The sequence below is a fragment of the Wolbachia endosymbiont (group B) of Horisme vitalbata genome, assembly GCF_964028625.1.
GTDB lineage: Bacteria > Pseudomonadota > Alphaproteobacteria > Rickettsiales > Anaplasmataceae > Wolbachia.
This window is the reverse complement of sequence record NZ_OZ034797.1, coordinates 986,373-1,008,052: the sequence shown is the minus strand read 5'-3', so window position 1 is coordinate 1,008,052 and position 21,680 is coordinate 986,373. Positions and strand designations below refer to the sequence as shown.

General features: G+C 33.3%; 21 protein-coding genes. 5 read left to right on the top strand and 16 right to left on the bottom strand.

Annotation, left to right across the window (positions count from 1 at the left end; genetic code table 11):
* Positions 1-39: 39 nt before the first annotated feature.
* Positions 40-453 carry an ankyrin repeat domain-containing protein gene (locus tag ABWU56_RS04905; RefSeq protein WP_246111590.1) on the bottom strand — a complete coding sequence of 138 codons (414 nt, stop codon included), beginning with the start codon at positions 451-453 and terminating at the stop codon, positions 40-42.
* A gap of 103 nt (positions 454-556) precedes the next feature.
* Between ABWU56_RS04905 and ABWU56_RS04900 the strand changes: the two genes are divergently transcribed.
* Positions 557-1,078: a Na+/H+ antiporter subunit E gene (locus ABWU56_RS04900; RefSeq protein WP_353281187.1), complete on the top strand. Its 522-nt coding sequence runs from the start codon at positions 557-559 to the stop codon at positions 1,076-1,078.
* Here the strand turns inward: ABWU56_RS04900 and ABWU56_RS04895 are convergent.
* Positions 1,071-1,487: a hypothetical protein gene (locus ABWU56_RS04895; protein WP_007301944.1), complete on the bottom strand. Its 417-nt coding sequence runs from the start codon at positions 1,485-1,487 to the stop codon at positions 1,071-1,073. The two genes, ABWU56_RS04900 and ABWU56_RS04895, sit on opposite strands and share 8 nt — an antisense overlap.
* Positions 1,488-1,753: 266 nt before the next feature.
* Here ABWU56_RS04895 and purN point away from each other — a divergent pair, with 266 nt between their 5' ends.
* The gene (gene purN / locus ABWU56_RS04890; protein WP_007301943.1) at positions 1,754-2,320 is read left to right on the top strand and encodes a phosphoribosylglycinamide formyltransferase; all 567 of its coding nucleotides are present in this window, start codon (positions 1,754-1,756) and stop codon (positions 2,318-2,320) included.
* Here purN and ABWU56_RS04885 read toward each other — a convergent pair.
* Genes ABWU56_RS04885 through ribF form a run of 4 tightly spaced genes read right to left on the bottom strand, consistent with a single transcriptional unit; the run spans position 2,314 to position 6,361 of the window.
* A complete protein-coding gene (locus ABWU56_RS04885) occupies positions 2,314-3,636 on the bottom strand; it encodes a M16 family metallopeptidase (RefSeq protein ID WP_353281185.1) in 1,323 nt (440 codons plus the stop codon). The genes purN and ABWU56_RS04885 overlap by 7 nt on opposite strands.
* Complete coding sequence (locus ABWU56_RS04880) at positions 3,623-4,951, bottom strand: M16 family metallopeptidase (RefSeq protein ID WP_064085260.1); 1,329 nt, start codon at positions 4,949-4,951, stop codon at positions 3,623-3,625. The genes ABWU56_RS04885 and ABWU56_RS04880 overlap by 14 nt, the downstream gene beginning before the upstream one ends.
* Positions 4,952-4,955: 4 nt before the next feature.
* Positions 4,956-5,432: a signal peptidase II gene (gene lspA / locus ABWU56_RS04875; protein WP_007301940.1), complete on the bottom strand. Its 477-nt coding sequence runs from the start codon at positions 5,430-5,432 to the stop codon at positions 4,956-4,958.
* The gene (gene ribF, locus ABWU56_RS04870; protein ID WP_264375688.1) at positions 5,429-6,361 is read right to left on the bottom strand and encodes a riboflavin biosynthesis protein RibF; all 933 of its coding nucleotides are present in this window, start codon (positions 6,359-6,361) and stop codon (positions 5,429-5,431) included. The genes lspA and ribF overlap by 4 nt, the downstream gene beginning before the upstream one ends.
* Before the next feature lie 68 nt (positions 6,362-6,429).
* Between ribF and ABWU56_RS04865 the strand changes: the two genes are divergently transcribed.
* Together ABWU56_RS04865 and ABWU56_RS04860 are read left to right on the top strand one after the other, a co-directional pair.
* Complete coding sequence (locus ABWU56_RS04865; RefSeq protein ID WP_006015443.1) at positions 6,430-6,801, top strand: glutaredoxin; 372 nt, start codon at positions 6,430-6,432, stop codon at positions 6,799-6,801.
* A gap of 95 nt (positions 6,802-6,896) precedes the next feature.
* Positions 6,897-7,769 carry a hypothetical protein gene (locus tag ABWU56_RS04860; RefSeq protein WP_007301937.1) on the top strand — a complete coding sequence of 291 codons (873 nt, stop codon included), beginning with the start codon at positions 6,897-6,899 and terminating at the stop codon, positions 7,767-7,769.
* Between the two features lie 239 nt (positions 7,770-8,008).
* On the opposite strand, the gene lepA is transcribed toward ABWU56_RS04860, so the two are convergent.
* From lepA to ABWU56_RS04840, 4 genes are all read right to left on the bottom strand, one after another.
* Positions 8,009-9,805 carry a translation elongation factor 4 gene (gene lepA / locus ABWU56_RS04855; protein ID WP_264687177.1) on the bottom strand — a complete coding sequence of 599 codons (1,797 nt, stop codon included), beginning with the start codon at positions 9,803-9,805 and terminating at the stop codon, positions 8,009-8,011.
* A gap of 81 nt (positions 9,806-9,886) precedes the next feature.
* Complete coding sequence (locus ABWU56_RS04850) at positions 9,887-10,591, bottom strand: hypothetical protein (RefSeq protein WP_353281183.1); 705 nt, start codon at positions 10,589-10,591, stop codon at positions 9,887-9,889.
* A 250-nt stretch (positions 10,592-10,841) separates the two neighbouring features.
* A complete protein-coding gene (locus tag ABWU56_RS04845; RefSeq protein ID WP_353281181.1) occupies positions 10,842-11,027 on the bottom strand; it encodes a hypothetical protein in 186 nt (61 codons plus the stop codon).
* A gap of 276 nt (positions 11,028-11,303) precedes the next feature.
* Entirely contained in the window at positions 11,304-12,680 is a 1,377-nt protein-coding gene (locus ABWU56_RS04840; protein ID WP_265042141.1) for a malonyl-CoA decarboxylase, read from the bottom strand.
* Between the two features lie 282 nt (positions 12,681-12,962).
* Here ABWU56_RS04840 and ABWU56_RS04835 point away from each other — a divergent pair, with 282 nt between their 5' ends.
* Entirely contained in the window at positions 12,963-13,655 is a 693-nt protein-coding gene (locus ABWU56_RS04835; protein WP_353281179.1) for a TerC family protein, read from the top strand.
* Positions 13,656-13,800: 145 nt separating this feature from the next.
* Here the strand turns inward: ABWU56_RS04835 and ABWU56_RS04830 are convergent, their stop codons facing one another.
* From ABWU56_RS04830 to ccmC, 6 genes are all read right to left on the bottom strand, one after another.
* Entirely contained in the window at positions 13,801-14,517 is a 717-nt protein-coding gene (locus tag ABWU56_RS04830) for an ankyrin repeat domain-containing protein (protein WP_353281178.1), read from the bottom strand.
* Positions 14,518-14,813: 296 nt separating this feature from the next.
* Positions 14,814-15,818, bottom strand: coding sequence for an ankyrin repeat domain-containing protein (locus tag ABWU56_RS04825; protein WP_353281176.1), 1,005 nt, complete (start codon positions 15,816-15,818; stop codon positions 14,814-14,816).
* Positions 15,819-16,179: 361 nt separating this feature from the next.
* Positions 16,180-17,742 carry a glutamine-hydrolyzing GMP synthase gene (gene guaA / locus ABWU56_RS04820; protein WP_139686404.1) on the bottom strand — a complete coding sequence of 521 codons (1,563 nt, stop codon included), beginning with the start codon at positions 17,740-17,742 and terminating at the stop codon, positions 16,180-16,182.
* Positions 17,743-17,969: 227 nt separating this feature from the next.
* Positions 17,970-19,445, bottom strand: coding sequence for a type II secretion system protein GspD (locus tag ABWU56_RS04815; RefSeq protein WP_264377143.1), 1,476 nt, complete (start codon positions 19,443-19,445; stop codon positions 17,970-17,972).
* A 564-nt stretch (positions 19,446-20,009) separates the two neighbouring features.
* Positions 20,010-20,606, bottom strand: coding sequence for a hypothetical protein (locus ABWU56_RS04810; RefSeq protein ID WP_353281174.1), 597 nt, complete (start codon positions 20,604-20,606; stop codon positions 20,010-20,012).
* Positions 20,607-20,945: 339 nt separating this feature from the next.
* A complete protein-coding gene (gene ccmC, locus ABWU56_RS04805) occupies positions 20,946-21,656 on the bottom strand; it encodes a heme ABC transporter permease CcmC (RefSeq protein ID WP_264375876.1) in 711 nt (236 codons plus the stop codon).
* Positions 21,657-21,680 lie beyond the last annotated feature (24 nt).

Sequence of the window (21,680 nt, the reverse complement as noted above, 5' to 3'; positions counted from 1 at the left end):
ACAGAAGTTTTCGAGAAATGGTTTTCTCTAGTTTTATTTTTATGTTTTTTGCAACATTGTCGGTAGTGTAAATACATCATTGTCCCACGCATTAACATTTGCTCCACTTTCAATTAAAATATCTAATATGCCTTTGTGGTTCCATTCAGCAGCAAAATGTAAAGGAGTGCATCCATCGCTGTCCCATGCATCAACATATGCTCCATATTCAATTAGAGCTATTACTATGTTCTCATAGCCACTCTTAGCAGCAAAATGCAACAATGTAGTTTCTACAGGATCTAGATCACTATGTGTAGTGAATATATGATTGATATTAAATCCACTATCTTCCCACCTCCGTAAATCAATTCTTTCTAATTTTATTTTTATTCGTTCAACTATGTTGTTCTTGCTTAAACCTGAAGTATCATTTATTTCTTCAAGCATTTTTAGAAAATCATCAAGCGTCATAATCTCCACTACTTATTAAAATAACTTGGTTATTATGTTCTTTGACACAAAAATCAAGAACTTTTTATTTTCCTAAAAAATCATTTAAGTTATACTCCAAATCATGAAAGTCAGGCAAAATATTAAGTTTTTTTCTCTATCATTTGTGATTTTGTCTTCTCTATGGATTACATTGTCTGGTTATTTTGAGCCTTTTTTTATTCTCTGTGGAGTATTTTCTTCTGTGTTCACATTGATTATCTTTAAAAGGTTAATTGATGCTGAAAGTGCCCTTAGTCAAATTCTAAATGATAGTGGTAGGCTGTCACTTTATCAGCTTATAAGTTATATACCTTGGCTAATTTACCAAATTATTTTTTCAAGTATTTATGTAACAAAAAAGGTGCTACGATTCAAATCTACAGTTGAGCCAATTGTTATTATAAGAGAATGCATAGGACATAATGATAAGACCATTGCATTATTTGCTAACTCGGTTACGATTACTCCTGGAACTTTAACTATCAATGTTGAAAAGAAGCAGAAAACATATTTATCTACCATATGTTTGATAGATAAAGATCTTGAAAGTGGCATTTCTGAAATAGAAGGTAAAGTCTTAAAAATGCTACACCTAGTTAAGTAATTGCTTTAAATAAGTTAACAGCGTCTCTGTATTCTCTTCTTAGGCTTTCAAGCATTTCTTTTGGAAGGCTATCAATAACAGTAGAACATAAATAATTGTACAAATCTTCTAGCCTTGATATGTTATTTTTCTTCTTGCTGTTGAATTTGTACGGAAAAATGCCCTCCATAATTTCAATATCAACAACCTTATTTAAAAATGCATTTTCACTTGTTATGCTTATTCTTGTAAGTATAGTATTAATTTCAGGTTCATTACTCGTATAAATATCTGATAATTCTGCCATTTTAATGACGTATAAAGTTACTACTTTTGATAAACAATTATCAGAATATTCACAATTTTTTATTACCTCCCACTGAGTAACCTGAGACTTGCTTGTTTTTGCATTGCTTGGTAATTTATTCATTGAATTTTCTCCATTTAATTCAGTGTAGTAAATTATACTAATACTTTGTTAAATAAATAATAACGCAGCCATAAAAATATGCATTTATTTACCATAAATTGTATAATATTCCTAAAATTAAATGTTAAAGTTACTTCAAACTGAATGATTTCTTTAATTCCATGTTATCCAGCAGTGTAAAATATTGCTACACAATAGTATTTATTCTAAAATAAACTTTCCTTTTGAGCTATTTTATTAATATCCATTCTTACGGCTGCACTAAAATGAAAAAGATAAAACTCGGAATACTAATTTCAGGTAGAGGATCAAACATGCAGGCTTTAATAGAAGCATGTCAAGATCAGAATTTCCCTGCTGAAACTGTGTGTGTTATCACAAATAATAGTGAAGCTGGAGGCCTTAAAATAGCAAAGCAAGCAGGAGTTTCAGCGTTTGTTGTTGAAGATAAGCCACTTGATACTGATAAAATTCATGAAATACTTGTTCAACATAAGGTTGATTTAATTTGCCTTGCAGGGTTTATGAGAATTATAAAGGCCAATTTCCTGAATAAATGGCATAACAAAGTTATAAATATTCATCCCTCTTTACTTCCGTCATTTAAGGGCCTAAATGCTCAGGAGCAAGCTCTGAAAGCGGGTGTAAAAATTACAGGATGTACTGTGCATTATGTTACTCCTGAAATTGATGCTGGAGCCATAATCGCTCAAGCTACTGTTCCAGTGTTACCAAATGATGATGTTCACAGTCTCTCAGAGCGCATTCTAGCTGAAGAGCATAAGTGTTATGTAAAAGCAGTAAGATCAATAGTAGAAGGTATTAACTATTGACCTTGAGCGTTTCTTCCAACTTCAACAAAAAATAAATTTTCAGGATTCAGTAAAGAACTTGCCAGCTTGTTTACTTTTTCCAATTGAACATCATTAATGATATTTGCATAATTATTTATATGGTTAATATCACGATCATCTATCTGCATACTATCCAGTAACATTGCTGTATTCGCATTATTGGATAGAAAAGAGAAGATAAGGTTATTTACTAAACTGGTTTTTGCATCCTTGAATAATTGTTCGTCAATTCCTTCCTCTTTTATTCTGCTAAATGTATCTTTTACTGCTGATATAGCTTTGCTAGCAGTGGAACTATCAGTACTCATAAATCCAGATATAATATTTCCATGCTTATTAGGAACATTACGTGCACTAACACCATAAGTAATACCTAGATTTTGTCTCAACTCTTTCATCAGTATTGAGTTTAGACTCATACCACCAAGCGCATTAATCAAAACACTAGCATTATAGTAATTAGGGTCTTCATATGCTATGCCTTTTTGAGCAAAAAGTATTACACTCTGTGGTATATCCATAAAAACGCTCTTACTTTCTGCAGGCCCAAATTCATTTTTTACAGATACCTTCCTAACTTTCGATCTTTTTGATGGTAACTTAGATAAATATTTATCGAGCAGCGTACTAACTTCTTCTTTTGTTGCACAACCAACAATACTAATAACGATATTATCCTTAGTAAAACTACGCTTTATGTATGTTAAAACATCGTCTCTAGTAATGTTCATTATAGTGTCTAGAGTTCCATATGGATCTCTTGAGTAAGGATGTTTTTTGAACAACAATGTATCTAACTCTTTTGCAGCAATAAAATAAGGGTCTTTTTCAAAATTATTAAAGTTTACTTTGACTTTTTCGAATACTCTATTTAACCCCTCAGGATCAACTTTAGGGCGCATTATAGCATCACTCAGTAGTGAAATTGCATCCTCTAGATTCTCAGATAAAGTGTTTAATGAAACCCTAAATGCTTCTAAACCAGCAGTAAAATTTAAACTAATTCCTTTATCCTCAAGCTTTTTCGCAAAATCTTTGGCATCATTTTTTCCTGCTCCTTCTTGAATTACAAGAGAAGTAAACCAAGCAAGCCCCTGCTTTTCTGCACTTTCATACACACAACCTGCATCTTTGAATGATATATTAAGTGAAACTTTTGGTAGATCATGGTTTTCAACAAATAAAAACTTAAATCCTTTATTAGTAGTAACCTCCTCTATATTTAAGTGACTGCTTGCTTGCAAATTAAAGCCTAGACAGAAAAAAAATAGAAATACATATTTACTTATCTTCATTATTACCTCCTTTTGGTAGCAAACGACCAACTAATTTATTAGTAGAAAAGATAGCGTGAACTTTATTATTTACATCCTCTAGATTGACATCATTAATTTTGCTATATGAAATGTCTATTTCATCAAGTGGAATACCTAGTGCTAGACGTGGTATATAAAACATTGCTATATTAGTTAAATCAGATAGATTATCAAGCTGTGCTGCTTTGTATTTAGACTTTGTACTTTGCAACTCTTCACTTGTTATTCCTTCAGAGTTAAAGTGATTAATAGAATTTTCTAACTCTCTTGCAACAGCATCCAAATTCACCCCGCTTTTTGGAGTTACCCGAATCTCAATGTAACCATTACTAAAAGCTAAGCTATTATAATAAGCAAACACTTCTACTGCTACATTCTTATCTAGAACTAAATCTTTATATAGCTTACTAGACTTGCCATTCCCCAAAACATCAACTGCCAAATCAACAGGAAAAGTTTCACTTATTTGCTCAAATAAAGGAACACTATAGCGAAAGTATAAAACTGGCTCTTTTACTTCAGTGCTTTCTAAAATTACCGATATATCTGCATTATGTATTGAATCTTGGTTCGGATAATGCTTAACTACAGGCTCAGCTTTAATTGCACCATATTTTTCCTTTGCTAATCCCGCTACTTCTTCAAATTCTACATCACCAACAACGAGCAGTATAGCATTACCTGGATGATAATAGTTATCATGAAACCTTGTTATGTCATCTTGATTGTAAGTTTTAATATCGCTCTCCCAACCAATAACAGACCTACCATAGCCATTACGATAAAATGCACTGTTCATTTCCTCCCATAGTAAAGCTTCAGGATTATTATCAAATCTCATCTTTCTTTCTTCTAATACGATATTTTTTTCTCTATCTATTTTGTCTTGAGTAACATCAAAATTGCCCATTCTATCTGCTTCAATTTCCATTGCTAGTGGTAAATCTTTTTTGAGAACTAATTCGTAGTAGCAGGTGTATTCTTTAGTGGTAAAAGCATTAAATTGGGCCCCAATGCTGCCCAAAGTGGATTCTATGTCTTTAAATTTTCCTGTAGTTTCAAACATTAAGTGTTCAAAGTAGTGAGCCAAGCCTGCTTTGCCAATTGGGTCATCCATTCCCCCAACTTTATATATTATTGCATGAAAAACAGCTGGAATTCGGTGATTAGGTACTACATAAACATCCAATCCGTTACTGAGCTTAGCATGCTTTATGATTTCAGCTTCCAAAGAAATCGGACAAATGAAAAAAAACACAGATAGTATAAAAAAACTAAAGAATTTGCGAAGCATTATTTCATTCCTCATTTTGCTTAGAGATAGACCTATCATATATATACCACTTATATAACAATGTACACATTCCACAAACTATAGATAGATCTGCTAAATTAAAGGCTGGCCAATACCAATCATTGATATGAAAATATATGAAGTCATATACAGCTCCCCAATAGATTCTATCAATTACATTTCCGATCGCTCCACCAATCATCAGAGAAAAACTAAGGTAAATTGACTTATCATTAGATTTATATATCAAGTATGCAAGTATACCAATTATTAATATTGAACATGCTGAAAAAAAGAAGCTGCCATGCGGCAGAGTACTACACATTCCAAAGCTAATTCCTGAATTCCAAACTTCAACTAATTTCATAAAACTAGTAATCTCGATTGACTCCCCCTCATCAATCAAAGAGTTTATATACAATTTACTTGTTTGATCGAATGATACTATAATCAATATAATAACTAAACATATCCTTTTCATAAATTTATCTTTAACTGGTAAGCCTTCATTATATCACGATCTATCTGTTTTGTTAACTCGTTAATACTATGGAATTTTTTTTCTGCCCTAATAAATTTTAAAAGTTGTATATCAACCTTAAAATTGTATACATTTTCGTTGAAGTCAAATATATGCATTTCTACTATAGGTTTTTTTAAGTCCTTAAATGTAGGTCTCATACCAATGTTGACTACTCCATATAGCCAACTTGAACTATTTTCAGAAAATGCAACTTTGGCGTAATATGTACCAAACTTAGGTTTTATCATGTAATCTTCTATCGGAATGTTTATGGTTGGAAACCCTATTTCTCTACCTCTACATGCACCTTTTGTTACAATACCAGAAACTTGATAAGACCTACCAAGCAATTTATTAGCAATTTCTATTTCTCCTTTTTGTAAACACTCCCTGATTGAGGAAGAAGAGCAAATTTTTCTATCGATTATCAATGGCTCTAATTTAGTTAAAGAATATTCATACATCTGAGAATATTTTTCTAGAGTTAATATGTTACCCAATCGTTTGTGACCAAAAGTACAACTTTCTCCAACAGTTATATGTTTAGCACCATACTTCTTTACCAAAATCTTACCAATAAAGTCATCGCAGCTAACCTCAGAAAAACCTCTACTAAAATTAATAATATACAAGTAATCTATACCATAGCTGCTGATTAGTTCCTTTTTTTGTTCTTGATCTATTAACCTAAAATTGTTCCTACTAAATAAAACAGTTGATGGGTGAGGCTCAAAAGTTAAAACTGCAGAGGGTAATCCTCTTTCTTGTGCTACCTTCTTTAGATTGGAAATTGCAAACTTATGTCCTAAATGAACGCCATCGAAATTTCCGAAAGTTAGTGCCACATTATCTTTTATCCCTTGCTCACAGTTGTAAATAATTTTCATACAATTTGATATTTTATATATATTTTTTATATATAATAGTTGTATTTTATAAACTATGGAGATAAATCGTGAAAAACACTAAAGGAAAAGTTGTAATATATGTGAAGAAGTACTGCCCATTCTGCAAGAAAGCAAAAGAGTTATTGGATGAAAAAGGTGTGAAATACGAAGAAATTGATGTACTTAGAAACTCGGATTTGTTTGACGGTATAAAATCAAAATATAACGTCAGGACAGTTCCACAAATTTTTATTACTGATGAAAATGGTGATTATGTACATCATATTGCTGGATGTGACAAATTGATGGATCTTGAAAAAGAAGGAAAGTTGGATAATATGTTAAATAACAATGAAGATAGCATTAATGCAACAGCTTACACAAGCGGCAGTGATGAACACGAGGGATGTAATATAATACATAATGAAGATTTTATGTGATTTTTTTGTCTTACTGTTGCTGGCATACCCACTTTAAACAATTTTTAATGAATTAAAAATACAATTCATCTAGTGAGTTTTTTTAGTGGGAAAAAATGATAAAAAATATTATAATTGTTAGCAAAAACTTAATTAGTATTGAATTAATTAACAAACAAGATTTAGAGAGTTTCATCAAGATTTTCACAGTGCTTGATAAGCATATAGCAGCTAAAACTCTTTTTACAGAAGAAGTGACAATAGAGTATAAACAACACAATTGCATAGAAGTTGTTGAATTGATAAAAGATACAGGTTTTACATATCATGATGTTGAGAATGTGTTAAATCACCTAAGTAATCATGGAATGAAAGTACCAAGTAGCGTTATAGCAAGCACCCTTTCTTCTTCATACAATCACGCACTTGAGTCTAAGGATGTAGCATTTGCCTGTTCTAAAGGGTTGCCACAATTTTACATCAGGGTAAATAAGAATACCTTTATAATGACTCCTATAAGTGAAGAGAATCTGGAATTGAATTCGCAAAATAGCAAAATGCTTATAGAGTCATTAAAGAGCGAAAAAAGCACTTATGATTGCATAGTGGAAGAAAATATCATCAAAGTTATAGTGCATTCTGAAATACATCAGGCTATAAACTCGATTATAAAATCACTGATAAAGTCTTGCCTTTTAGCAAGAGATGAAGAAGAAAAATTCAAAGAGAAATTGAGACAACTTGCTTTTAAAGATCAAGCTTTTGTTGAGTATTCTAGCATCAAAACCATTCATAGATATCCGAATAACCATCCTCTGAGAAAGCATGAAAGTGTTATTAAAGATATAGAAAATATTTTATGTGATTTCATAATAAATGAGAACAGCGGGTTTGCTATAGAGCGGTTAAATAGACTGGGCTCAGAAGTCTCTCCAAATACTCCAAGAATCATCACTAAAACTATAGATAAGCTTGTTAAGTTTCACTAAAATGTTGTTGGAATGGTTTTAGCCAATGTCTACATATATCTGATTTTTACTGATTGAGTGGAGCAATTGAGCTGCTCTCTGTCATCCCAGCGTTTAACACTGGGATGATTTCGTTGTATGGTATCTTATATAGTGTTTTACAAATTCACATAGCTATTTCAAATTTACCCATATCAATGTCAGTAAATTTATTGAGAAAATATCACTTAGTTCTTTAAATTTATGTTTTTGGATATATATTAATCATTTATTTTCAAAGCCTCAATAAAAGCATTTTGTGGGATGTTTATGTTTCCTACAGAATGCAATCTTTTCTTACCTTTCTTCTGCTTTTCAAGCAGCTTCATCCTTCGTGTGACGTCTCCACCATAGAGCTTGGCTGTTACATCTTTTCTATACGGGTTAATCGTTTCTCTAGCAATAATTTTTCCGCCTACTGCCGCTTGAATCGCGATTTTATATTGCTGGCGTGGTATCAAGTCTTTCAAACGTGCACATATTTCACGGCCTCTTTTTTCTGCCCTGCTTTTATGAACAATGCAGGCTAACGCATCCACAGGTTCTCCATTAACTAAAAAACTTAATTTATCTATCTGACTTTCCTGATAATCGGATATTTCCCAATCTAAACTTGCATATCCCTTGGAAATTGATTTTAGTCTATCGTAAAAATCAAAAACAACCTCAGACAGCGGTAATTTATACTTCAGTAGTGCTGTTGTCGTATTACCAACATAAGATAAATCCTGCTGTTCTCCTCTCCTCTCTTCACACAGAGATAAAATCTCTCCTAAATATTGATCAGGTACCATTATAGTTGCAGTGATCCACGGTTCTTCCACTATTTCAATTTTTGTAGGGTCTGGCATATCGCTTGGGTTATGGATATTTAAAACTTTACCATTTTGTGTTGCAACTTTATATATAACACTCGGTGCAGTTGCTGTTAGATCTAAATCAAATTCTCTTTCGAGTCTTTCTTGAATGACTTCAAGATGTAGCATTCCTAAGAAACCGCAACGAAATCCATAACCTAGGGCATTTGACGTTTCAGCATCAAATGTAAAACTAGCATCATTTAAATGTAATTTTTCTAGTGCTTCCCTTAAATATTTAAAATCATCTGTGTTATTGGGAAAAATACTGCAAAATACTACAGGATGTACTTCTTTAAAGCCAGGTAATGCCTTGCTGCACGGCCTTTTCTCTTCAGTAATAGTGTCTCCTACTTTGCAGTCTGCTACTTCTTTCATTGAAGCAGTTATAAAACCAACTTCACCTGCTGAAAGTTCACCAGTCATAACTTTTTTAGGAGTGAAAATACCGATATTATCGACCTGATATGTAGCATTATTAGACATCATAACGATTCTCATGCCTTTTTTTAGTACTCCATTTTTAACTCGCACTAAAATTACTACTCCTAGGTAAGGATCATACCAACTATCAACTAAAATTGCTTGCAGTGGAGCATTTGTATCACCTTGAGGAGCGGGAAGTTTTGTCACTATAGCTTCAAGTACATCCTTTATCCCAAGACCAGTTTTTGCCGATATCAAAATTGACTCAGTTGCATCAATTCCGATTACCTCTTCAATCTGAAGCTTTATCCTTTCTGGATCTGCAGCAGGAAGATCGACTTTATTAAGCACAACTATTATCTCATGATTATTGTCAATTGCCTTGTAGACATTTGCCAGAGTCTGAGCTTCAACTCCTTGGCTGCTATCTACTACCAAAAGTGAGCCTTCACATGCGGCTAAGCTTCGGCTGACTTCATATGAAAAGTCAACATGACCTGGTGTGTCCATGAGGTTGAGGCAATATTTATTACCATTATTTGCAGTGTAATTGAGTCTTACCGTTTGTGCTTTGATTGTGATTCCGCGTTCACGCTCTATATCCATTGAGTCAAGTACCTGATTGGTCATTTCCCTTGTCTCAAGACCGTTACATTCTTCTATCAAACGATCAGCAAGAGTTGACTTACCATGATCTATATGTGCTATTATTGCAAAATTTCTTATATTGTTCATAGATCTACTTATTTAAGTAGATCTATTTTACATTTTAAGTATTACAAGAGCAATTACTTATCTTCCTTTTTGCTGAAAACATTAAGCTGGCGTCTGTACTGGTCGGAAGTATTCAGTAGTTGATGGTTGACTCAGTTTGCTACTTTCCTCATTCTTTTCCTGCTTGCATGTTTTTACTGCATCAGCAAGGCTTAGGTAATCATTACCAACTTTAATTCTTACATCTTTATTTTTTTCTAAATCCGCATCAGCTGTCTTATTGCCTACTATTTTTATATTGCCATCGCTATTAGTACCAAGCTCAATGCTACATTCCTTTCCATCTACATACCAGTTAAACTTTATTTTATACTGAGTTGTGCAACCTAAATCATAATATCTTACCCCCTCATTTATGTAGCCACTGATAGGTTCTTTTTGATCTCCACTTGAAAGAAGAAAACCGGCAATATTGTTGTCTTTACAAAATTCACTATTTAAAAGTTCGCTTACCCTAATATCTGTGTTTTTATTGTCGTCTTTTAGCTTAATTGTTGCATAAAAAAGATTTTGATCCTCATACTTTGTAATTGATACCGCATCAACAATGCCGTTTTCTATATACTTTCTAAACTTTTCTTCAATTTTCTTTTCTAATTCTTCTTGCCTTGCTTCATTTTGTTGTTGCATTCCTTTTAGCTTTTCTTCCATTTTTTTCTGAAGTGATTCGATATCACAAATTAACGTGGATTCATCAATGCCGAGTATCACGTATGCTTGGCCCAATCCTGTCTGGCTTTGTTGCATCGCTATCTACGGCGGATTAAAGATAAAAAAGATGAAGAATATCAGTAGCTTATTATTCTAGCATTTATAGTAAGGACGGTCAGTGAATATCTAAATTTGAGTAAAAGAAATTTTACTACCATTCACTAATCTAGCTAAAATTCAAGAATTTCAATGCTTTAGCTATTTTAAGTAGAATTAAATTTACTAATACAAACAATAAATTACTATTCTTAAATTTGATCAGATTGACTGCAAAAAAATAAGATTTTCAATAAGTTGCTTGTATAGTTAGCCTTTCATAGGTAGCGATGCAACAAAGCCATCCTGTCTTCAATCCTTCAATTATGATTACCATCTCTAAGATAGACCCTAAGTTTTGATAATGTATATTAATTTTTTCACTACTTAGGCTACCTCGATTGCTATCCCAGTCGATAGCAATGTTAGTAAACATAGAATTAAGGCCTTCATAAATATCTTTCAATAGACTTGATTTCTCTGAGTTTATTCCATCACGTTTAATACTACTAACATAATCATTAAATGACTTTATTTCTTCAGAATATGTAAAGACACTGTACAGTTCTTTACGTGTTACTCTATCTTGTATTTTTTGTTTTATTTTTTTAATATCTCACTACTAATACATTTTACCTTATAAAACTATTCAATATTATATACATAAACATTAGGGAATGTTAGCACTTTCTATATGCTTGCGCACTTCCTATTATTCCTTTAACATAGCTGACACTTTTTTTGAATGAGAAATCACTTTATTAATCATATAATTCTCATGATTGTTACCTATTTTAGGCAATTCATACAAATAATTCACCATTATCCCGGCTGACTGACTAATGCCTTTTTCAGAAGTATCAGCCATCCAGTTTAGTTGTTTTATTGATGCACCATTGCTTAAATGAAAGTGTGCTACTGGATCATAAGCACCCCCACCACTGCTTTTAACCTTTAGCAAATAATGTGCACAAAGTTTCAGTAGGGACTGTTTTTCGCATTCAATGTTAGTTTTTATGCTTTCTAAAATTTCTGTACCTGATTGTTTTATATTAAGCTTACCTAATAAAGCTACGTCTTGATTTTTTAGCCATTTTGTAAATCCAGGAACTGGAGAAAGAGTTGCATACACTTTTACGCTTTTAAATTCTTGCGATAGTTTTTCTACGACTCTCTTTATTAAAAAGTTACCGAGGCTAATTCCAGATAAACCAGTTTGAGTGTTTGATATTGAATAGAATATAGCAGTACTTGCACTGCTTGGGTCACTTGAGGGCACTGACTCATCCAAAAGGTGTTGAATACTATCTGAAATCTCATTCATCAATGCAACCTCTACAAAAATTAGAGGTTCGTTTGGTATTTTGTAATGAAAGAAAGCAAAACAGAGACGATCAGAATCTAGCCTATTTTTTAGGTCACCCCAAGAAGAAATTTTATGTACAGCTTCATATTTTATAAGTTTTTCCAACAATGATGCAGGTGAATCCCAGGTGATTTGATGAAGATCAAGTAGATCAACATCAACCAAAGTACAGAGTATATTTTTTAATTCATTTTCTAGTGGGTTTAGATTTTCATATTGGTTCTTTAGCTTAAGCACATCAGAACGCATATCAACAATAAACTTAAGACCTTCTGGTAAGGAGATAAACTGCTTCAATATTTTAGAGCGTGGTGATTCAAGGACTTTTATTAAGTCTTGTTCAAACTTATAGCTCGACTCAGAATCTTGATTTTTCTTATATACTTTTATTTCTTCATCTATTTTCGTTTTATCCGGATTGAACTTTTCTGCCAGGGTTTGTAAAAATTTTATTTGACCTGCCTCTGATAAACTCAAGTACAAATTACCAAGAGATACGGTGTTCTTACGTGCTGAGACTTCACCCCCCTTTGGGTTTAAGCATTCGTTCATCTTCAAGACTAAACTATCGACATCGCGACTACTACTTAAATCAGGGTTAATATTGCCAACCCATGATCTTACAGCGTTTGCTACTTCACCTAGTATCTTAAAAAAGCTCTTTGGTGCTTTCTGATCTTCAACTTTCACTATATCAGTTTTTGCTAATGATTCTTTTGTCATAAATTCCTTTTACTATGTATCTATCTTAATTTAAAGAAAAATCTTAGTCTACAAAGAAGGCATATACTTTCATGGTACAACTATTTTATAATCTATTTAAAATTTTCGTAAAGAGAGTTAGATTTTTAATTTTATTATTCTTCTTATAAAAGTACTTTTATTATAAAAATGACCTTTTTTCTCTTCCTTTTTCGGGTAAGGCTGATTTTTTAATTACCTAGGCGAAGTTACTTAATTTTTACACATCTATTGTAAAGTACAAAATCTGACTTTGGAATGAAAATGCTAGCTGATGCTTGGACTTTATTGATACTTACGCTACTTGAAACTATACTTGGTATAGACAATTTAATCTTTATTTCTCTAGCAATAGATAAGGTGCCAAATCTGCTGAGAGAAAGAGCCCGCCTTATAGGTTTTGGCTTGGCGCTATTGATGCGTTTTGTAATACTATTTTTTACATCATATATATTATCAATGCAAAAGCCTATATTTCACACTGTATCACTGGATATCTCAGTAAAGGATTTACTTATGATTGCAGGAGGGTTATTCCTTATTGTTAAAAGCTCTATGGAGTTATGGAGCGACATTTTTGTACATAAGGAGAATAAAACAAAGGCAAATGTTAAATCACAATTTTTTTTAGTTGTGCTACAAATTATATTAATAGATTTAGTTTTTTCGGTTGATTCGATATTAACTGCCATAGCATTAACTCACAATATGATAATCATTGCCATAGCATTTACATTTTCCATACTAGCGATGCTATTTTCATCAAGTTATACCGCTCAGGTAATAAAATCCAACCCAAGCTTAAAAGTAATTGCCATTCTATTTATTTTACTCATCGGCATATATCTAATACTTGAAGGACTTCACATAGAGCTACCAAAAGCATGTTTGTATTCTTCATTTATGTTTGCATTGCTTGTGGAAGCTATAAGCAAAATAAAGAAAATACAGCCTTGAAACTATTTTACACGAAGCAAAAAGCGCATAACTGTACAAACATTTTCTAGCAGGAAGGTGTCATTCAGCTTCGGTGTCATTCCAGTGCTTGACACTGGGATCCTACAGATAATGTTCATACAGCTGTGCGTCACGCGCTCTACTGTCAAGCAGCTCCTTGCTGTTCATTTGTTGTTAAGACGGCAGATGGTTTTTCTGCTCCATCAACTTTAGTACTAGGCTTTAGTAATGCATATGTAGCACAACCAACTACCAGTGCTGCTGCTGTAACTGCAACCACTGCTATAACGATAGGTATCAACTGAGCTGTAATTGTTCCAGTTGTAAAAAGTGCCACTGCTATGGCAGTGCCTAATAATGTATTCACTCCACCAGCAATCATTGCCTTATTACGTGCTTTCACAAAAGAACCTCCTCCTGCGTCTAATAGAGCTTTTACTACGTCTTGATTCTTAGCATAATCTAAAGGAGTCTTTCCATATTTATTTACTGCGTTAACATTTGCTCCTCTTTCGAGTAAAACCTCTACTGTCTCTTTGTGACCACGCAAAGCAGCATAGAACAAAGCAGTGCAACTAAAACTATCTTTCTCATTAATATCTGCTTTTGCTCCGATTAAAAACCCTACTGTCTTTTTGTAACCATTCCTAGCAGCTATAATTAATAACGTCAACTTTGCGTCTAGGTCAATATCAAATACATGATTTACATCAAAATTACCTTTCTCCCACTCTTGATATAGATCTTGATTCTGTTCATTTAGTTCTTCTTGTATTTTCTCAATTATATTATATTTATTTAAATCTTTCTTAGCCTCAATCGTCCTCAGTACTGTTTCCAGTGATTTATACTTTCCTATCATGATTTTACCTTCAATATTAAAAGAATTATTTAATTATTACATAATAATGATAAAAAGTCAATCAAAACAAGCTAATAACTGGGATTGTGAATAGTAAATTAGATTCAAGTAGCCTCTGTGGTGTCATTCAGCTTCGGTGTCATCCCAATGCTTGACACTGGGATCCATTTTTCCATCATCAAAAACATTGTATTTTTACATTACTTTTATGCTTACCAACTTAACTGGATGCCAGTGCCCAGACACTGGCATCCTACAGATAATGTTCATACAGCTGTGCGTCACGCGCTCTACTGTCAAGCAGCTCCTTGCTGTTCATTTGTTGTTAAAACGGCAGATGGTTCTTCTGCTTCACCAACTTTAGTACTAGGCTTTAACAATGCATATGTAGCACAACCAACTACCAGTGCTGCTGCTGTAACTGCAACCACTGCTATAACGATAGGTATCAACTGAGCTGCAATTATTCCAGTTGTAAAAAGTGCCACTGCTATAGCAGTGCCTAATAATCCAGTTACTCCACCGGCAATCTTTGCTTTATTACGCGCTTTTACAAAAGAGCCTCCTCCTGCGTCTAATAGAGCTTTTACTACGTCTTGATCCGTAGCATAATCTAAAGGAGTCTTTCCATATTTATCTACTGCGTTAACATTTGATTCTCTTCCGATTAAAACCTCTACTATCTCTTTGCTATCAAACAAAGGAGCATAGTGCAAAGCAGTCTTTCCATCTTTATTTACTGCATTAACTTTTGCTCCTTCTTTGAGTAAAACCTCTACTATCTTTTTGCAAGAAATAAAGTGCAAAGCAGTGTACCCACTTTTATCTCTCACATTAACATCTGCTCCTGCTCCGATTAAAACCTCTACTATCTCTTTGCGACCACGAATAGCAGCATAGTGCAAAGCAGTGCGATCAAACCCATCTTTCGCATTAACATCTGCTTTTGCTCCGATTAAAACCTCTACTATCTCTTTATAATCATGCCAAGCAGCACAGTGCAAAGCAGTTTCCCCAATTCCACTGTTCGCATTAACATCTGCTTTTGCTCCGATTAAAAACCCTACTGTCTTTTTGTAATGATTATCAGCAGCTATAATTAATAACGTCTGCTTTTCGTATAGGAGAGTATCAAATGCATGATTTACATCAAAATTACCTTTCTCCCACTCTTGATATAGATCTTGATTCTGTTTCTTTAGTTCTTCTTGTATTTTTTTAATTATATTATCTTTATTTAAATCTTTCTTAGCCTCAATCGTCCTCAGTACTGTTTTCAGTGATTCATATTCTCCTGTCATGATTTTACCTTCAATATCAAAAGATATGTTTAATTATTACATGATTATGATAAAAAGTCGATTAAAACAAGCTAATAACTGGGATTGTGAATAGTAAATTAGATTCAAGTAGCCTCTGTGGTGTCATTCAACTTCGTTGTCATCCCAGTACTCCTTTTTCTGTCATCCGAGTAGCTTGACACTGGAATCCAGATCAAGTACGGCTATTATCCAAATAACCCTTCGTTGTCATCCCAGTAATGGGATCCAGGAACCAGCGTCACGCGCTGTAATGACATTAAATAGTTTTCCTTAAAATTTGAGTTATGCAAGCAGCCTCTTTGGTGTGATTCGAGTAGCTGAAACTGGAATGAAATTATTGCTACTCCCACTCAATAGTTGCTGGTGGCTTGGAAGTTAAATCATACACAACTCGATTTACTCCGGAAACTTTGTTAACAATTATACTACTGACGTCTTGCAAAAACCTCCAAAATACTAACGAATGTTGATCTTTATTTTCAAATGGAAATGCATCAGCTGTCATGCCATCAGATGAAGTCACAGCCCTTAAAGCGCAAACATATCCGTATGTACGATTATCTCCCATAACTCCCACAGTTTTTACTGGTAACAGTACAGCAAAAGCCTGCCATATTTTATCATACAGATCATAATTTTTCATTGTGTTGATATATATTTCATCTACTTCTTGCAATATTCGTACCTTTTCTTCATCAACCTCACCTATGATCCTCACTGCAAGTCCAGGCCCAGGAAATGGATGTTGAAATATTATCTCATCTGAAAGCCCAATTTCTTTGCCAAGCAGCCTTACTTCATCTTTAAAGAGATAGCGTAAAGGTTCTACTAGTTTCAGATTCATTTTTTCTGGCAACCCACCAACATTGTGATGAGATTTAATTGTACTAGTGTTTCCTGAAGCGTGCCCTGATTCAACTACATCAGAGTAAATGGTGCCTTGCATTAAAAAATCCACATCACCTATTTTTTTTGCCTCTTCTTCAAATACTTCGATAAAAGTATTGCCGATAATTTTTCGCTTTTCTTCCGGATCAGTTATTCCCTTTAACCTACTTAAAAACAAGTTTGATTTATCAACGTAATTTATTGGAATTTCTTTTAACATAGCAGTGGTCTGGCTCTTACGCAATAACCCAGTATCGATAAAAATACAGTTTAATTGTTTTCCTATAGCTTTGTGTGTAAGAACTGCTGCAACACTTGAATCAACCCCCCCACTTACTGCAGCAATTACTTTTTTCTCCCCCACTAAGTTTTGAATTTTTTCCTTCTGTTTTTCAACGAATGACTTCATTGTCCAATCTCTCTCACAATTTGCAATATCTAAGAAATTAGAGAGAAGTTTACTACCATTTGTCGTAGGCTTAACTTCAGGATGGAACTGAGTACAGTAAATCTTCCGCTGTTCGTTGGCAATTATTGCGATTGTTTGATTTATTATACCTGAGGCAATAGCAGTAAATCCTTGCGGTATAGTTTCGACACTGTCTGCATGGTTCATTAGCACATCGACTTCGGAATTAACGTTCCAAGTATCCTTTATAATTGGGGATTCTTTTAGTATCTTGATTTTAGTTTTGCCAAATTCCTGATTGAATTCTTTTCTTACCTTTGCCCCGAAATAATGACAAATGAGTTGCTGTCCATAACATATTCCAAGTATAGGAGTGTTTATTGTTTCGTTAAGTTTTATAATTTTATGTGCTACTTCACTTACTTCAGAGCAATTGTCATTTACAGATTGCGGTCCTCCAGAAAAAATAAATCCATTGAATTTTGATACTGTTTCGAAATCGATATTGCTTGGAAATATTTCACAGTAAACGCCCATTTCCCTGATTTGTCTTGCAATAAGCTGTGTAAACTGTGAACCAAAATCAATAACGGCAATTGCTGACAATGTGCTCCTCCATATTATTTAAAGCAATATTTGATAATAAAGAAAACAATAAAGTAAGTAAACTAAGACCTGTTTAAAAACTTTAATATATGACTAAAGTAACTTAAATTTACCGCAACAGATTTGTGATTAAGCTGTCTTAATTATCATTCTGATACTCTCTTCTTATCATAATAGCAACCCCAACATCTTTCCTTAAGTTGATGCCATTGCCTGAACGGATACGTTTAATATATATATAAATTCCTATCTTTTATATCTAATAAACCAAGTGTTGGTACGATTGTTGCTTTCAGGAAGATGACGGTTTCTACTGTCTTAGCCAGTTTTTTTGACTTTTGATGCAATAAGTTTTGGTTATCTTTTCTATGCTCTATAAGCCCACCAATTACCATAACTTCGCCGCTCTTAATTTTTAACGTAGAGTGCATTTCTCTGGTTTCAATAATTGGAATGTCACTATTTAATTTCATTTTATTCTGCTGTGCGACATATTCTATATTTGGGTCTTTAGTGTAATCGTTAATTCTTGATAAGGTTGGATGTATATCCATGAATATTTCATTAGTATCAATGTTAATGCTTGGGTGGATTATTAACACCACACCTATTGGAGTGCTATTCATCTTGGTAATTAAGGCATGATTGGAGTTTCCGGTATCTTTCTGTATATCGGAAGTAAAATAGATATGGTTTTTAGTAAATGAAATCATTGCTTGCTGATTATTTATAGCATGTACTCTAGGGCTTGAAATTACGGTTGAAGTGCCAAATTTATTTAAAATTTTTACTAAATCTCCTAAATCACTCACACTAGAGTTAATTGCTAGGTCAATAATAGAGTTACCTTGATTTGTTATAGATTTGGTTTCATTATGCAAATCATTTAAGTTGATACCAGAAAGGTATTTATCGTCTAATAAAACTTCAACTATTTTGGCCTCGATCATTACTTGAGAAGACGCCAATTTCTTAACTTTATTAATATATTCTTCAACAGCTTTGTGAATATCTTTTCTAGCATTTAGAATAATGACACCAGCTTCTCTGTTGGATGAAAGAAACTCACCATCATCTACTCCGTTAACATCCATTATTGCATTTAAGCCTTTTTCTAATGAATTCCATAAATCACTACTATATTGAGATTTCATATAGTTTCTATCACCATCACTGTCGGTAATATTGTTACCAATGATAAAACTCCTTTGCGCAGAGTGTTGAATATTGATGAAGTCTACGTAATAATTTTGTGCATATGGCAAATCTTGTTCAATTCTAATTACACCATTATTCATTGAGTAACGCAATTTGGCGCTGTTGGCTATATTCTGAATTACTTCGTTTATGTTCTTATCTTTTAGCTTTAAAATAATATTACCTGATATTTTGGGATCTATGTCTAAGTTAACGTCAGAAAGTTTTCCTATCTCAATCAGTAAATCCTTTACTGGTACTTTTTCATCAACATTAATCGAAAGAAACTGATTACTGGTTGTAAGATCGGGAAACTCTACCGGTAAAGGTATCATTTCTGGTATTGCTGGTTCGTTATTCTTCAAAGGAGTATTATATTGTTGCAACGAATAATCGTGCTTATAATTGTCTATATTAACAGAATGTTGCTTGTTAGGTAGATGTGTACAAGAAATAATGAAAAGGAGTATTAAACATTTTAAAATAGCCATGAGGGCAGCATACAAATCTATACTAATAGTTTTCTATAAAAATGTTAAAAATGTATTTAATTGTATCCGTTCAGGGGAGTGGTTTAAGAAATGATAGATAGGAGATTATGAAAAGGGTTTAGCCGTATGGAAGTGGGATGAAAAGAAGCACTGGTTTCACATGCGTCTGAACAGACACCATTTTACAGCATTTTAAATTTGTCCTGTGCAATGTTTGTACAGTTGCGATAAAAATTACTTGACAAATTTTGACAGCTTTGTTATTTTGATAGTGGAGATATTCTAGAGCTCGAAATCTATCTTCGTCTGCAGACTTTTCAACTTCATTAATTTATAATCTCTAGTTAAAGTATATTGTACTTATGTATAGATAACTTCTATCATAGCTATATACATTTTTCTGAGTTTTTTTGTATTACTTAGGAGGATCATCATGTTTAAAATCATGGATTACGCATATCATTGACATAAATGCCTTAAAAGGACAGATGGTACCTACGTCCTCTTTATATAGATTATGTATTTGTTCAGATACGACTAAATTGTGTCTAGTGTAGAAAAAATTAGACAAATTCAGCCTTATATAGAACCAAATTCAACGGAAGTAGAATTATCCTCATTTCCATAATAGTAAGGATTTGCTTCTTGCGTATTATTAACAGCAGTTTTTAATAGTACTTCCTTATCACTATTCCATGCAACTTTCTCCATAATTGGAATATAATCCTTACACTTTTGATTATCTCCACAATCCTTGATTTTACTATCATCATTTAGATAACGCTTCAATGCATCATAGTATACTTTAGTGTTATTACCCTCTTTATCTATCATTTGTCCTAAGGTATTAACAAGTATCAATGGTGCAACTTGTTTTGCTTTTACAACACTTGTTTCACTGGTCTCTCTAAAGAGATTAGGACATGCTCCTCTAGAAAAAAAGCTCTTGTTGAATTCTGGATTACTACGGTAAACGTTCGGGTAACAGAAACTCTTAATCTCTTCTTCTTGACACGCTAACTCTATTTGATCATCCACACATTTTTCACATTCTATATTACCAAGCCAGGATATTGAATTAAGATCCTCTGTAAAGGCAAATTTAAAATTTACTGCACCATAATTACCATTTGCTCCCTCTTCTATATATTTTGCAATCTTAGGATTACTGTACATCTCAGGATATAATTCCTTTAGTAAATCAGATGCACTAAAACCTTGACAACCTATCTTATTATCAACTTTATAAAAATGAGAATACGGCCCACAATTTTCATACTTGGAACAATCTGAGGTTACTTTTCGAGATGTAATTTCTCCATTTTCATTCTCTCCTTCATCAGTAACAGGTTCGCCCGTATCAATTTCACCTTCTCTATCGGTAACAGGTTTATCTATACCACTTCCTTTTTTACATTCTTCAGCTATTTTTTATACCACTCAGTCTCTGCTGATGATTGCTCTACATTTTAATTTCCGTAGCTGTTCACAACATTACACTCTGGAACTATATACCTAATATCGCATGCTGATTTCTCTCTTTATCTTCTGCAAATTAATTAAATGAAGGGCATTAAGTATCCACACTACTAAAAAAAGTGTGGTACAAAATATAAACATTGCAATTAGTGGCAGCAGTAAAGAACCTTCTATTGCTACTCCACCTTTTCTAAAAATACTTGCTGGCTGATGAAGAGTAGACCATAAATTCACAGAAAATTTTACTATGGGAATATTTATAGCACTAAAAATGGCAAATACTGCTGATGATTTCTCTGCTCTTGCTTGATTATCAAAAGCGCTCCACAATGAAAGATAACCAACATACAGAAAAAACAAAATCAGCATTGAAGTAAGCCTTGCATCCCATACCCACCAAGTACCCCATGTCCCTTTTCCCCAGATGCTACCTGTGATTAAGCATATTGCCGAAAAAACTGTCCCTGCAGGAGCAGCGGCATGTGCCAAGACACTAGCAACACTATTGTTCCACACCAATGAAATGAAACTGAGTGATGCAATGAGTCCGTATATTCCAAGAGCAAGCCATGCAGAAGGCACATGAAGATACATAATTCGTACAATTTCTCCTTGTTTATAATCTCCTGGGGAGAAGAATAATGCCAAGAACATTCCAATTAAAAAACATGCGAAACAAATAACCCCAAGCCAAGGTAGAGCTTTTTTAGCAAAAGAAGTGAAATTTGTAGGCTTTAATAAAAACATTCATTTTGAGAATAATTGTGTTAA

Coding starts and splice junctions, on each gene's coding strand:
- lepA (WP_264687177.1), bottom strand. CDS start 9,805: ATGAACAATATAAGAAATTTTGCAATAATAGCACATATAGATCATGGT.
- ABWU56_RS04880 (WP_064085260.1), bottom strand. CDS start 4,951: ATGCTTCGCAAATTCTTTAGTTTTTTTATACTATCTGTGTTTTTTTTC.
- ABWU56_RS04850 (WP_353281183.1), bottom strand. CDS start 10,591: ATGCAACAAAGCCAGACAGGATTGGGCCAAGCATACGTGATACTCGGC.
- ABWU56_RS04900 (WP_353281187.1), top strand. CDS start 557: ATGAAAGTCAGGCAAAATATTAAGTTTTTTTCTCTATCATTTGTGATT.
- ABWU56_RS04895 (WP_007301944.1), bottom strand. CDS start 1,487: ATGAATAAATTACCAAGCAATGCAAAAACAAGCAAGTCTCAGGTTACT.
- ABWU56_RS04860 (WP_007301937.1), top strand. CDS start 6,897: ATGATAAAAAATATTATAATTGTTAGCAAAAACTTAATTAGTATTGAA.
- ABWU56_RS04840 (WP_265042141.1), bottom strand. CDS start 12,680: ATGACAAAAGAATCATTAGCAAAAACTGATATAGTGAAAGTTGAAGAT.
- ribF (WP_264375688.1), bottom strand. CDS start 6,361: ATGAAAATTATTTACAACTGTGAGCAAGGGATAAAAGATAATGTGGCA.
- ABWU56_RS04830 (WP_353281178.1), bottom strand. CDS start 14,517: ATGATAGGAAAGTATAAATCACTGGAAACAGTACTGAGGACGATTGAG.
- ABWU56_RS04825 (WP_353281176.1), bottom strand. CDS start 15,818: ATGACAGGAGAATATGAATCACTGAAAACAGTACTGAGGACGATTGAG.
- ccmC (WP_264375876.1), bottom strand. CDS start 21,656: ATGTTTTTATTAAAGCCTACAAATTTCACTTCTTTTGCTAAAAAAGCT.
- ABWU56_RS04835 (WP_353281179.1), top strand. CDS start 12,963: ATGCTAGCTGATGCTTGGACTTTATTGATACTTACGCTACTTGAAACT.
- lspA (WP_007301940.1), bottom strand. CDS start 5,432: ATGAAAAGGATATGTTTAGTTATTATATTGATTATAGTATCATTCGAT.
- purN (WP_007301943.1), top strand. CDS start 1,754: ATGAAAAAGATAAAACTCGGAATACTAATTTCAGGTAGAGGATCAAAC.
- ABWU56_RS04905 (WP_246111590.1), bottom strand. CDS start 453: ATGACGCTTGATGATTTTCTAAAAATGCTTGAAGAAATAAATGATACT.
- ABWU56_RS04885 (WP_353281185.1), bottom strand. CDS start 3,636: ATGAAGATAAGTAAATATGTATTTCTATTTTTTTTCTGTCTAGGCTTT.
- ABWU56_RS04845 (WP_353281181.1), bottom strand. CDS start 11,027: ATGTTTACTAACATTGCTATCGACTGGGATAGCAATCGAGGTAGCCTA.
- ABWU56_RS04810 (WP_353281174.1), bottom strand. CDS start 20,606: ATGTACAGTAATCCTAAGATTGCAAAATATATAGAAGAGGGAGCAAAT.